Below are 12,857 nucleotides of genomic sequence, written 5' to 3'. Positions count from 1 at the left end.
CGGAACAAGACGCTGCGGCTCGACTACGCCAGGAGGTACGCGCCGTCGGGAGGAGGCGGGGGTCACTCTCCCGTCAAGGACAAGGAGCAGGGCGACATCGACAAGGGCCACGGCCCGCCGGAGTACACGAAGCCGGACGACTCCCTGCGGGTCGACGGGCTGGCCGGCTCGGGCGAGAAGAGCTTCGTCGGTGCAGTTCCAGCGCTACGTCCCCGGGGTCGACCTCCGGGTGCACACGGTGGCCGGCGAGGCCTTCGCCACCCGTGTGGACACCGACCGCGTGGACTACCGGTACGCACGGCTCGACGGCGGCCGAGCCCGGTTCACCCCGTTCGACCTGCCCGACGAACTGGCCGAGCGGTGCGTGTCCCTCGCCGCCCGGCTCGGCCTCGACCTCGCCGGCATCGACCTGATCCTGCCCGACGACCCCGACGACGGCGGCCCCTACTGCCTGGAGGTCAACCCGAGCCCGGCCTTCAGCTACTACGAGTCGCTCACCGGGCAGCCGATCTCCCGCGCCATCGCGCACGCGCTGGAACGCGGGCAGGGCGTCCCGGCGGGCTGACGCCGTCGGCGGCGGACGACGGACGGGCGCCGGGCCCGCGACGGCCCCGGGCCGAGTGCCGCCTTCCCCCAACCAAGCCGAGCCGATAATACGGACAATTCGCCCTATTGTGTTGCGTCCGCCGCCCGCATCGGCCAGGTGGGGTCGACCACGGCGTCGGCCTGGCCCTTGCGGCGCAGCCAGCCCTGGAAGTCCTCGGCCCAGACGGCGTACCAGGTGCGCTGCCGCTCCTGGAGCTCCCACAGGTCGGCCCCGCCCGCCTCGGGGAAGCGCAGCGCCAGCGCCCGCGCCACCCGCACGGCCGCCAGGGCGTCGGCCCCGGCCTCGTGCGCACCGTCGAGCACCACGCCGTAGACCGCGCAGGCGGCCTCCAGGGTGCGCTTGCCGCGCCGGTAGCGGTCCAGGGCGCGGTCGATGACCAGCGGGTCGATGACCGGGCCGGCCGGGGCGCCCGGCGCGGTCAGCCGGGGCAGCGCGTACCGGGCCAGCTCCTCGTCGAGCAGCGTCAGGTCGAAGGGCGCGTTGTAGACGACGACGGGCACCCCGGCCGCCCAGTAGCCGCGCAGGGCGTCCGCTATCTCGGCGACGACCTCGGCTGCCGGGCGGCCCTGCCCGGCGGCGCGCTCGGTACTGACCCCGTGTATGGCCACGGCCTCGGCCGGGATCGGCACACCCGGGTCGGCCAGCCACTCCCGGTGGCGCACCGGTTCGCCGGCCTTGACCTCGGTGACGGCCGCGGTCACGATGCGGGACTGCCGAGGATCGGTCCCCGTGGTCTCCAGGTCGAAGCCGACGAGCAGCTCCTCGTGCCATGCCATGGGTGTGTCCTTCCCGCTGAGTTCTCCCCCGGTCTCCCCCGGTCGTGCTGGTCCATCATTCCGTGCACCTCTGACATCGCGTGCCGCGGGTGCTCGACAAGATCCCCGTTCGGGGACGGCGGGACCCGTCCGGCCCGGACGACAGGCCCGGACGCCAGGGCCGGGAGCGGGCCCGACGCCAGGCCCGGGAGCGGGCCGGGCGCCGCCTTGGGGAGACGGACGGGCCGGGGGCCGCCGTCAGGAGACCGGCCGGGATTCCGACCAGATCCCGTCGAACTCCTCCCGATAGACCTCGAAAAGCCCCGCTTCGACTGGTTTGTCCTCGGCGACGACCCGGGTGCTGCCACCGCGCAGCACCATCACCGGCACCTCCATGCCGCGGGCCCGCCGCAGGTAGGTCTGCACGACGCCGAGGCCCTCGCCGGCCTCGCCGTCGATGAGGTAGGCGGTGAAGCGGGGCGTGTCGTCGAAGACCTGGATCTCGAACGCGCCCTGGTCGCGCAGCCGGGCCCGCACCCGGCGCATGTGCATGATGTTCATCTCGACCGACCGGCTCAGTTCGCCCCGGCCCAGGCCCAGCTCCCGCTCCCGGCGGCGGATCGCGCCGCTGGCCGGGTTGAGGAAGAGCAGCCGCACCCGGCAGCCGTCCTCCGCCAGCCGGACCAGCCGCCGCCCGGAGAAGTTCTGCACCAGCAGGTTGAGGCCGATGCCGACGGCGTCGAGCCGCCGGGCGCCGGAGAAGAGGTCCTCGACGGGGAGCTGCCGCTGGAGGCGCACCCGGTCGGGGTAGACGCCGACGACGTCGCTGTAGCGGTCGGCGACCAGCTCCTCGACGGCGTCCACCGGCAGCCGGCGCGAGCCGCCGCCGGACGCCGCCTGCGCGCCCAGCATCGCCAGCAGCCGGGTGCAGGCCCGTTCCGCCTGGTCCAGCACCGTGCGCGACAGCGCCCGGTTGCGGGAGACCACGTGCCGGGCCACTTCCAGCTCGTCCAGGGCGAGTTCCAACTCGCGCCGGTCGTCGACGTACGGCTCGAAGCAGGGCCAGTGCTGGACCACCAGCTCGCGCAGTTGCGGCAGCGTCAGGAAGCTGAGCACATTGTCGTCGGCCGGGTCGAGCAGGAAGCCCTTGCGGCGGCTGACCTCGCGGACGGCGACGGCCCGCTGCACCCACTCGTGGCCGGCCGGGCCGGCCGCGGCGACCACCCACTCCTCGCCGTGCACCGGCTGGTAGATCGGGCTCAGCACCGCGTGCACCACGGCCCGCAGCCGCTGTTCGACGAGGTTGAGCCACACGTACGCGCGCCCTGCCCGGCGCGCCCGCGTCCGTACCTCGGCCCAGGCTCCGGCGTCCCAGTCCACCTCCGCGCCGATCTCCATCGGCGCGGCGAGCGGGAGCACAGGGGACCGCTCCTCCACCGTGGGGTCGTCGGGGACGTTCCGGTCACCCTGCTCACCGCCACCCGGGAGCATCAGACCTCCGGACGTCACCACCTCACCGCCTCCCGCCCCCGTCCACGATCAAGGAAGGGTACTGCGGTGCGGGGGGCGTCGCAGCCGTATCGACCCTACTTGACTACTAGCAGACAACCCCATCAGCCTCGACATCGCTGCCCGTTGCCGCAGTGTCACCCTCGGGTGGAACCCGGGTGGGAGGATGATGCTGCCGCAAAGTGAACGCCGGAAGCGGGGCCGTCCGCGATGCGGCCGGTCCCCGGAGCGGAAGAGTCATCACATGCACGTCTGGCCCGGTCATTCGTACCCCCTGGGCGCCACCTTCGACGGCGCGGGCACCAACTTCGCCGTGTTCTCCGAGGTGGCGTCGCGAATCGAGCTGTGTCTGCTGCACGACGACGGTTCCGAGACGGCCGTGGAGCTGCGCGAGGCCGACGCGTTCGTGCGGCACGCCTACCTGCCCGGCGTGATGCCGGGCCAACGCTACGGCTTCCGGGTGCACGGCCCGTACGAGCCGGCCCGCGGCCACCGCTGCAACTCGGCGAAGCTGCTGCTGGACCCGTACGCGAAGGCGATGAGCGGCAGCATCGACTGGGACGAGGCGGTCTACGGCTACCGGTTCGGGCAGCCGGACTCCCGCAACGACCTGGACTCCGCGCCGCACACGATGGCCTCGGTGGTGGTGAACCCCTACTTCGACTGGGCCGACGACCGCTCCCCGCGCGCCGACTACCACAAGACGATCATCTACGAGGCCCACGTCAAGGGCCTGACGATGAACCATCCGGGGCTGCCGGAGGAGATCCGCGGCACCTACGCCGCACTGGCCCACCCGGCGGTGATCGGCCATCTGGTGGAGCTGGGGGTGACGACCCTGGAGCTGATGCCCGTACACCAGTTCGTCACCGACCACCGGCTGGCCGACGCGGGGCTGGCCAACTACTGGGGCTACAACACCATCGGCTTCTTCGCCCCGCACAACGGCTACTCCTCGCTGGGCGACCGCGGCCAGCAGGTGCTGGAGTTCAAGACGGCGGTACGGGCGCTGCACCGGGCGGGCATCGAGGTGATCCTCGACGTGGTCTACAACCACACCGCCGAGGGCAGCCACCTGGGGCCGACGCTGTCACTGCGCGGCCTCGACAACGCCTCGTACTACCGGCTCGCCGGCGACAAGCGCTACTACACGGACACCACGGGCACCGGCAACAGCCTGCTGATGCGCAGCCCGCACGTGCTCCAGCTGATCATGGACAGCCTGCGGTACTGGGTGACGGAGATGCACGTCGACGGCTTCCGCTTCGACCTCGCGGCCACGCTGGCCCGGCAGTTCCACGAGGTGGACCGGCTGTCGTCGTTCTTCGACCTGGTCCAGCAGGACCCGGTGGTCTCCCAGGTGAAGCTGATCGCCGAGCCCTGGGACGTCGGCGAGGGCGGCTACCAGGTCGGCAACTTCCCGCCACTGTGGACGGAGTGGAACGGCAAGTTCCGCGACACCGTACGCGACCTGTGGCGGGGCGAGTCGGCCACGCTGGCGGAGTTCGGCTCCCGGCTGACCGGCTCCTCCGACCTCTACCAGGACGACGGGCGGCGCCCGCTGGCCTCCATCAACTTCGTCACCTGCCACGACGGTTTCACGCTGCGCGACCTCGTGTCGTACGACGAGAAGCACAACGAGGCCAACGGCGAGGGCAACCGCGACGGCGAGAGCTTCAACCGCTCCTGGAACTGCGGGGTCGAAGGACCCACCGACGACCGCGCGGTGCGGAGCCTGCGGCAACGCCAGATGCGCAACTTCATCGCCACCCTGATGCTCTCCCAGGGCGTGCCCATGCTCAGCCACGGCGACGAGTTCGGCCGTACCCAGGGCGGCAACAACAACGCCTACTGCCAGGACAGCGACATCTCCTGGGTGCGGTGGCCGGGCAAGGCAGGCAGCGGCGAGGCGACCGACGACGAGGCGCTGGTGCTGCACGAGTTCGTGAAGACGATGGTGTGGCTGCGCCGCGACCACCCCGTCTTCCGCCGCCGCCGCTTCTTCCACGGCCGCCCGGTGGAGGGCACCCACGACGAGCTGTCGGACATCGCCTGGTTCACCCCGGACGGCCGGGAGATGACGCAGCGGGACTGGCAGGCGGCGCACGCCCGTTCACTGGCGGTCTTCCTCAACGGCAACGCGATCTCCGAGCCGGGGCCGCGCGGCGAACCCGTCACCGACGACTCCTTCCTGCTGCTGTTCAACGCCGCTCCCAGGGCGTTGGAGTTCGTGGTGCCGGTCAGCCACGGGCGGGAGTGGCAGCTGGTGGTCGACACCGAGCGGCCGGAGGGGGTCGCGCCGGGCACCGGCGAGAAGATCAGCGCCGGCGACCGGCTGCTGCTGGCGGACCGGAGCCTGGTGGTGCTCCAGCGGCCGGCCGACTGACATCTGTAGGAGCATCCGGCGAGGCGGTGCGAGCGGGCTCCCGGGTGTCGGCGCGGCGGGCGGGGCGGAGCGGCGGCACGACGGAGCAGCGGGACGACGGAGCAGCGGGACGACGGAGCAGCGGGACCGGGTGGCGGGACCGCGTCGCCCGGGGGGGCGGTCCCGTTGGGCCGTCCGGGGGAAGCGGACCCGAGCGGCTTTGGGCCGTCCGGGGTACCGCGCAGGGCCGCGTTGGGCCGTCCGGGGTAGCGGGTTGGGCCGGCGTTGGGCCGTCCGGGTGAGGCGGCCGGGTGGGGCGCGGGGTCGGCGTGTCCCGGTCCGTCCCGCGCGCCCGCACCGCCGATCCGGGGTAGAGAAGACCTCATGACGGCTCCTCCCGCCACCCCGGCCACCCCCGCCGCCCCTTCGGCCACCTACCGCGTGCAGGTGCAGCCCGGCTTCACCTTCGCCGACACCGCCGCCTGGGTCCCCTATCTGGCCGCGCTCGGCGTCACCCATCTGCACCTGTCGCCGGTGCTGGAGGCGGTGCCCGGCTCGACGCACGGCTACGACGTGGTGGACCACTCCCGGGTGCGAACGGAGCTGGGCGGCGAGGAGGGGCTGCGGGAGCTGTCCCGCCGGGCCCGCGAGCACGGGCTGGGGCTCGTCCTCGACATCGTCCCCAACCACATGGCCGTCCCCGCCCCCGAGCACCTCAACCAGGCCCTGTGGGCCGTGCTGCGCGACGGACGGGAGTCCCCGTACGCGGCGTGGTTCGACATCGACTGGGCGGCACTGAACGGCCGGGTACTGCTGCCCGTCCTCGGCGAGCCGCTGCCGGACGTGATGGACACGCTGGCCGTCGTCGAGGACGAGAAGGCCGGCGGCCGGGTCCTGCGCTACTACGACCACCGCTTCCCGCTGCGTCGGGGTACCGAGGACCTGCCGCTGCCGGAGCTGCTGGACGCCCAGCACTACCGGCTGTCCTTCTGGCGGGCGGCCCGTACCGATCTCAACTACCGGCGGTTCTTCACCATCTCCGACCTGATCGCGGTCCGGGTGGAGCGGCCGGAGGTGTTCGAGGCCACCCACGCGACGGTGCTGCGGCTGCTGCGCGAGGGCGTCGCCGAGGGCCTGCGCGTCGACCACCCCGACGGCCTCGCCGACCCCGGTGGCTACCTGCGGCGGCTGGCGGAGGCGGCCGGCGGACGCTGGACGGTGGTGGAGAAGATCCTGCGGCGCGACGAACCGCTGCCGCCCGGCTGGGCCTGCGCCGGCACCACCGGCTACGACGCGCTGGACCGGATCGACGGCCTGTTCACCGACCCCGCCGGGGTCGAACAACTCGCCGACACCTACCGCGCGTTCACCGGAGTCCCGGACGACGAGGGCGGCCGCTGGGAGCCGACCGTCCGCCGCGCGGCCTGCCAGGTGGTGGCCCGCGACCTGGCCGCCGAGGTCTCCCGGCTGGCCCGCACAGCTCTCCGAGCATGCCCGCAACCGGTCTTCTACACACAGGAGTTGGTCGAGGAGGGGCTGCGCGAGCTGCTGGTGCGCTTCCCCGTCTACCGCACATACGTGCGCCCGGGCGAGTCGCCCTCGGCCGCTGACGCGGAGCTGCTGGCCGAGGCCGCCCGGGAGGCCGCCGCGACGGGCGGCGAACGGCTCGCCCCGGTCGTGGAGTTGCTGCACGACCTGGCGGCGGGCCGCACCCGCACCCGCACCCCGGACAGCGGCGGCGCCGGGACGGACGCGCGGTGCGAGGACGGTTCGGAGCGTTCGGACGGCTCGGAGCGTTCGGACAGTTCGGACGGTTCGAGCGGTTCGAGCGGTTCGAGCGGCTCGGACGGCTCGGACAGCTCGGACAGCTCGGACAGCTCGGACAGCTCGGACAGCTCGGACAGCTCGGACAGCTCGGACGGCTCGATGGGTTCGGACGGGGCCGACTTCCTCGTCCGCTTCCCGCAGGTCGCCTCCGCGCTCCACGCCAAGTCCGTCGAGGACGCGGCGTTCTACCGCTACACCCCGCTGCTGCCCCTGTGCGAGGTGGGGCGGGACCCGGCCCGGCCGGCCACCACGCCGGAGGAGTTCCACGCGTACTGCGCGGATGTGCTGCGCACCCGGCCGGCCACCGGCACCGCGCTGTCCACGCACGACACCAAGCGCGGCGCCGACGTACGGCTGCGGCTCGCCGTCCTCACCGAGATGCCCGACGCGTGGCGCACGTGGATGGCCGGCCGGGAGGAGCGCGGCGCCGCTCTCGGCAGCGCCCCGGCACCCGACCGGCACACCGCGTGGACGGTCTTCCAGACCGCCGTGGGCCTGGGCTTCTGCCACTCTGGCCGACTCGTCCCCGCCGCCCTGAAGCACGTCCGCGAGGCAGGCCTGCGCACCTCGTGGACCGAGTCCGACGAGGCGTACGAGAAGGCCGTCGCCGACTTCGCCGAGCAGGGCCCGTGCGGGCCGCAGGTGTACGACGTCGCCGAGTTCGCCCAGGCACTGGAGCCGTACGCCACCGCCAACAGCCTGGGCGCCGCCCTGGTGCACCTGACGATGCCGGGCGTGCCCGACGTCTACCAGGGCACCGAGTTCCCGGTGGCGACCCTGGTCGACCCGGACAACCGCGGGCCGCTCAGCGAGCCGGAGCCGGGCACCGCGCGGTCCGGCGTGGACCGCGTACTGGCCCGGCTGCTGGACGGCGCGGAGCCGGACGGCGCGGACGAGGCGAAGCTGCGGCTGACCGCCCTGGCCCTGCGGCTGCGCCGCGCCCGACCCGACTGGTACGGCCCCGGAGCCGGCTACTCCCCGCTCACCGCGGAGGGTCCGGCCGCCGCGCACTGCCTGGCGTTCGTCCGCGGTGGGGGCTCCGTCACGGTGGCCACCCGGCTCTCGCGGCGCCTGGAGGACGCCGGCGGCTGGCGCGGTACGGCGCTACCGCTGCCGGCGGGCCGCTGGCACGACGTTATCGGCGGCGGCGCGTACGAGGGCCGGGTGCCGCTGGCGGACCTGCTCTCGGCCTGGCCGGTGGCCCTGCTGACCCGCGAGGAGTAGCGGGAGGAGACAGGGCCCCCGTTCCGGCCGATGCCGCACCAACAGCCGCCGGGTCCAGGGCTCGTGGGTGACGCCCGGCCCGACTTCCACCGGTTGGAGAGGCGCTGGGCGAGCGGGGCTCGCGTCGCTCCGGGACGGCATCGGCGCGGTTCCCGCAGCTCCCCGTGGCCACCGGCGGTCCTGCGGGATCGCGTGTGGCGCAAGGGGTTTGTATCGATACACCTTATGACTTTCCGCTGGTAGAATTACCTGCTTTACTCACCCGCATGAGTGAGCACCAGCCACCGTATGGCGGTACTCCGGGGGGACAGCCCGGACCCTACGGTCAGAATCCCTACGGCCAGCCCGGCCAACCCGGCCAGCCCGGCCAGCCGCCCGCCTACGGCCAGCCCGGCCAACCGCCCGCCTACGGCCAACCGCCGGCTTACGGCCAGCCCGGCGCGTACGGACAGCCCGGCCAACCGCCTGCGTACGGCCAGCCGAACCCCTACGGACCGCCCGGCGTGCCGTCCTACCCCGGCGGCGGCCAGCAGGACCTGAGCGCCTACGGCCAGACGCCCTCCGGCATGCCGCCGCTGGCCCACTGGGGCTGGCGCTTCCTCTCCGGGCTGATCGACGCCGTGATCCTCGGCGTACTGAACGTCGTCGTGAGCCTCGCCCTGGGCAGCGCGCTCGCCGACGTGGTCGCACTGGCCGGCCTGGTCGTCTTCGCCTACCTGGAGGGCACCAAGGGCCAGACCCCCGGCAAGATGGCCGTCGGCACCCGGACGCTCCGCGAGGCGGACGGCCAACTGCTCGGTTTCGGCCGGGCACTGGGCCGACGCCTGCTGCACGTTCTGGACGGGCTCGCCTGCTTGCTCGGCTACCTGTGGCCCCTCTGGGACGCCAAGCGGCAGACCTTCGCCGACAAGATCGTCTCCTCCGTGGTCATCAAGCCCTGACCCTCAGCCGCCCAACCCCCCTTGCCGCCTTGCCGGTCCAACCGGCAAGGCGGTTTCCTTTACCCGAAGACCCTGTCCTACCAAGGTCCCCTCGCGGCCAAGACCGAAGCGAGGCCGTCGCAGCGGGGCCGTCGCAGCGCGGACGCAGCCAGGCCAGCACGCTTTTGCCCCCCCGCTTTCAAGAGGCAGGAGGGGCAGCGATTCGACTCGGCTTGATCGTGCATGAGCCAGCCCTCATCACCTCTCCCCCGCGAACGGTGACCGTGACCGACTCCGCAGTCGGCAATCCCGCGGAATCCAGCAGCTCTGTCGCCTCGAAGCGCCGGGGTTCGGTGGCGTCCCCGGTTAGGTTGCGGTACGTCCTGTTCTCGCGAAGGAGCGGAGCGCTCATGCCGCCAATGAGTCTGACCCAGATAGCGGAGGCCGTGCAGGGCCGACTGCACCAGGTGTCCGACCCCGACCTTCCCGGTCAGATCGAAATCCCTGGCGATCCGAGCTGATCCGTCCGCCGGATCGAATGGTCTCATCGACCTCGGAACGAGGCCGATGAGACCCTCACCCTCAACGCGACAGCAGCCTCATCCTGTTTGTACTCACTTTACACAAAAGGCTCCCGGCGACTACCTCGATATATCTAAATCCAAGGTCACTCAAAACACCTACCACCAGGAGCACATCGCCTTGACCTACGCCGACCCTAGGGGGCCGAACTAAGAGATCGCGAGTTCGATGCCCGAAACGACAGTCAAAACGATCCCCACACACGCCAGCACTCCGGCGACAATTCTCTGAAATTCAAAGGAAGTGACCGCGGCCTGCCTGCTGCCTGGAGGGACACGGCGGTGCAGGACCCGGCGGTGCAGGAGATCATGCACTCGACTGGGTATTTTTCTGAAATTTACCGCCCCAAGACCGCCGACCAGAAGCATGATCAATCCCATCGCGAGGCCAATCCAGGGACTCCCTTCTTTCCTCGATCCAACGTCTGCGGCAAGCTCCCAAAAGCGTACCGGTTTCATCGCAACAACTCTCCTATCTCCTGAACGGCCAGCGCCTTGCGCTAATCTCCCCCCATGGCCCCGGACAGCTTCGGCGGGATTGCGGGGGCCGCACGGACCGAGACGGCGGGGTGCGTGATCCCGCGACATCACCAGGGACGCCCGCCTGCAACCTCTCACAGAAATCACGCCGGTCCACCGACGTCATCGGCGAACCCTCACGAAAGATCGAGACTAGGGAGCAATTGGCACCAAGAAGTCTTCGATCAAACGGTCACCGGTCGCCGATCACCGATCCAGATTTCAGCGGGGTAGGTCGAGACCCGCCCTTTACCACCAGAGGGCGGGAAAATAAATTCACGGACAGTCATCAAACGGCCCAGCCGGTAGTGTTCCACATTTCCCAATCCCTCAAATTCATCCTCCGTCCCGTCATCGCTCTTCACCGTTACCCAGATCACTCCATCAGGCATGGCCTCAATCTGCGCAATCGTTCCCGAGAACGGCTTGACCCTGCCTCGCCTCTCCGGACTCTGTCTACGAAAACGGACACGTTTTCCCCTGGAACCTCCTCGGGCACCACCACGTCATCACCCCACCTGGCACGCCCGAAATCGACTGCATCCTGGATCCACCCGGTGATGCAAGCCACCAATTCCACGGCTCCTTACCCCCCATTGCCCCACCTTCGACGCTTTTGGTACACAGCAGGGCAGTCATTCAGCCCACCACGTACCTTAGAGGTTGTCTCACGTGGTGATCTTGGCGAGTCTCTTGTAGCAGGTGAGGGCTGCGACAAGTCCGAGGAAGGCGAGGAAGTGGCTACCTTTCCGCTCGTATCGGAACGGTGAGGGGGCGGTAGCCGAAAAGCCAGGCGATCGACCGTTCGATCTTCCAGCGGTGTCGGCCGAGGCGCTCGCCGGACTCAATGCCGGGACGGGCGATGTGCGGGAGGAGGTTGCGGGCGCGGAGCCAGTGCAGGTGATCGACTGAGTAGTACGCCTTGTCCGCGCGGACCTTCACCGGCCGACTCCGGCGGGGCCCGCGCCGGGAGCGGACCGCGGATATCCCGAGGATCAGCGGCTTGAGCGCCTGGCTGTCGTGCAGATTCGCACCTGAGACCGCGACGGCAAGCGGCCGCTCCTGGGCCTCGGACAGCACGTGCAGTTCGCTGCCCTTCTTGCCGCGATCGACCGGATTCAGCCCGGTTGGCGAGCCCCCTTTTCGCCCGCACCGAGGCGGCATCGACGATCGCGGACGACCAGTCCAGCCCGCCTCTGTGCCGAGTTCGTCCAGCACCACCCGGCGCGACAGATCGCCACTCTCAAGGCAGCATCATGCCCATCACCAACGCGCCACATGAGACAACCTTTAAGTCCTCCTGGTGAGTGCCTCGGCATACCTCCGGTCCATGATGAAGGACCATGAAGTAGGTAGGTATTGGTCGTCACGGCCTTTGATGACCCTCGCCGCTGGCTGCTTTGCAGGCGGGTCGCTCAGGTAGTTGTTGAAGACAGGGCTGTCACGCAGTTGCGCAGGCCACCGCTCGTAGATAGGCAGCCTGTGAAGGTTGCACGGCTTGCATAGGATGCCGCGCACACAGCATCCTCGCGAGCCCAATGGACCACAGCATGCGTGATCGTGATCGATCTGCCAGATCGACTTCGCCTCGTGCAGGATGCCGCTGTCACAGGCCTCGGTGTCTTCTCCGCAAAGAGCGCATCGGAAGCCCTGCGCCCTCCAGATCGCGTTGTAGCGCGCTATGGAGAGCCCGTACTTCCACATGCGCCGCTGCATCCGACGACACCGGGCGCAGACCTCTGCACCAGCAACCAGGCGAGGCACCCATTCCTCGCACAAGCCGCATAGTTCCTCGGGGTTGCAGTCCCAGTCCCAATCGCTCCTCTGAATCCGGCTCGCCACAGCGTTTCTTCCTTCCTCGGTGAGAGGAAGGTAGGGCATATCGCCGACAACGCACCTCGGGGCAAGCTCAACAGTCGCGCCGTTCGGCGAAGGCTGGATGCCCGGCGTCGACTTGACGCAGGTGTCGACGCTTCAGCCGTGGCGCAATCCGATCAGCGACGGACCCGTGTCCTCAAGGTCCTCGGCAGGCTGGCCGCGGACGGCGAGGAGATCACCGTCTCCTCCGTCGCCCGCGCCGCCGGCGTCCACAGGAGTCCGATCCACCGGTAGGCGACCTGCACGCGGCCGCCCTCCCCCGTGCGTCCGAACCTCCGCCCGGCACGGCGACGGGTACGCCGGTCAGCCGCACGTCGCCGCCGGCCCGACGTCGCGAACCTCACGGCCCGCAACGGACGCCTGTCCGCGCACATCACCCGCCTCGAACAGCGCCTGTCCGAGAACCTCGGACAGGCGGCCTGGGAGGCATCCGGCATCAGCGCGCCCGCCGACATCGACACCCTCACTCATCGCGCCACCGAACTGGAGCAGCAGGTCCTCGACCTCCACGCCGAACTCGTTGAACGGGGCGAGGACCTCGCCGCAGCGCGCGCGGCCAACCGCGAGTTGACGGCTCAGCGAGCCGCTGACCGCGCCATCGCCTCACGGCCCGGCGCGTGTTGTGACGTCTGGTCCGCGGCCCCGTCAGCACTGTAAAGCACACTTGACAGC

At 70.6% G+C, this 12,857-nt stretch carries 11 protein-coding genes; 6 read left to right on the top strand and 5 right to left on the bottom strand.

Translation table 11 applies throughout. From position 1 onward, the window contains the following. The first annotated feature begins 190 nt into the window (after window positions 1-190). Window positions 191-565, top strand: coding sequence for an ATP-grasp domain-containing protein (locus tag BS72_RS37880; RefSeq protein WP_051950800.1), 375 nt, complete (start codon window positions 191-193; stop codon window positions 563-565). Window positions 566-669: 104 nt separating this feature from the next. Here the strand turns inward: BS72_RS37880 and BS72_RS07880 are convergent, their stop codons facing one another. Further along, window positions 670-1,383, bottom strand: coding sequence for a 3'-5' exonuclease (locus tag BS72_RS07880; RefSeq protein ID WP_037908263.1), 714 nt, complete (start codon window positions 1,381-1,383; stop codon window positions 670-672). Between the two features lie 237 nt (window positions 1,384-1,620). Next, window positions 1,621-2,871 carry an SAV2148 family HEPN domain-containing protein gene (locus BS72_RS07875; protein ID WP_078901266.1) on the bottom strand — a complete coding sequence of 417 codons (1,251 nt, stop codon included), beginning with the start codon at window positions 2,869-2,871 and terminating at the stop codon, window positions 1,621-1,623. Between the two features lie 244 nt (window positions 2,872-3,115). Here BS72_RS07875 and glgX point away from each other — a divergent pair, with 244 nt between their 5' ends. From glgX to BS72_RS39470, 3 genes are all read left to right on the top strand, one after another. Beyond that, window positions 3,116-5,257, top strand: coding sequence for a glycogen debranching protein GlgX (gene glgX, locus BS72_RS07870; protein WP_037908259.1), 2,142 nt, complete (start codon window positions 3,116-3,118; stop codon window positions 5,255-5,257). Window positions 5,258-5,620: 363 nt separating this feature from the next. Beyond that, window positions 5,621-8,287 carry an alpha-amylase family glycosyl hydrolase gene (locus tag BS72_RS35260; protein WP_037908258.1) on the top strand — a complete coding sequence of 889 codons (2,667 nt, stop codon included), beginning with the start codon at window positions 5,621-5,623 and terminating at the stop codon, window positions 8,285-8,287. 503 nt (window positions 8,288-8,790) lie between these two features. Next, on the top strand, window positions 8,791-9,228 hold the full coding sequence (locus tag BS72_RS39470; RefSeq protein ID WP_322942148.1) for an RDD family protein: 438 nt from the start codon (window positions 8,791-8,793) through the stop codon (window positions 9,226-9,228). A gap of 1,264 nt (window positions 9,229-10,492) precedes the next feature. On the opposite strand, the gene BS72_RS36360 is transcribed toward BS72_RS39470, so the two are convergent. From BS72_RS36360 to BS72_RS39790, 3 genes are all read right to left on the bottom strand, one after another. Continuing rightward, window positions 10,493-10,699, bottom strand: coding sequence for a hypothetical protein (locus tag BS72_RS36360; protein ID WP_157856174.1), 207 nt, complete (start codon window positions 10,697-10,699; stop codon window positions 10,493-10,495). Window positions 10,700-11,048: 349 nt separating this feature from the next. After that, complete coding sequence (locus tag BS72_RS07855; RefSeq protein WP_157856173.1) at window positions 11,049-11,525, bottom strand: transposase; 477 nt, start codon at window positions 11,523-11,525, stop codon at window positions 11,049-11,051. Between the two features lie 72 nt (window positions 11,526-11,597). Next, on the bottom strand, window positions 11,598-12,011 hold the full coding sequence (locus tag BS72_RS39790; protein ID WP_407638961.1) for an endonuclease domain-containing protein: 414 nt from the start codon (window positions 12,009-12,011) through the stop codon (window positions 11,598-11,600). A 276-nt stretch (window positions 12,012-12,287) separates the two neighbouring features. Here BS72_RS39790 and BS72_RS37875 point away from each other — a divergent pair, with 276 nt between their 5' ends. Next, window positions 12,288-12,419, top strand: coding sequence for a helix-turn-helix domain-containing protein (locus BS72_RS37875; RefSeq protein WP_232792271.1), 132 nt, complete (start codon window positions 12,288-12,290; stop codon window positions 12,417-12,419). A gap of 27 nt (window positions 12,420-12,446) precedes the next feature. After that, window positions 12,447-12,842 (top strand): hypothetical protein, encoded by a 396-nt coding sequence (locus BS72_RS37870; RefSeq protein ID WP_232792270.1) that lies wholly within the window; start codon window positions 12,447-12,449, stop codon window positions 12,840-12,842. Window positions 12,843-12,857 lie beyond the last annotated feature (15 nt).

The sequence above is a fragment of the Actinacidiphila yeochonensis CN732 genome, from assembly GCF_000745345.1.
GTDB lineage: Bacteria > Actinomycetota > Actinomycetes > Streptomycetales > Streptomycetaceae > Actinacidiphila > Actinacidiphila yeochonensis.
This window is presented reverse-complemented; position numbering and strand designations above follow the sequence as displayed.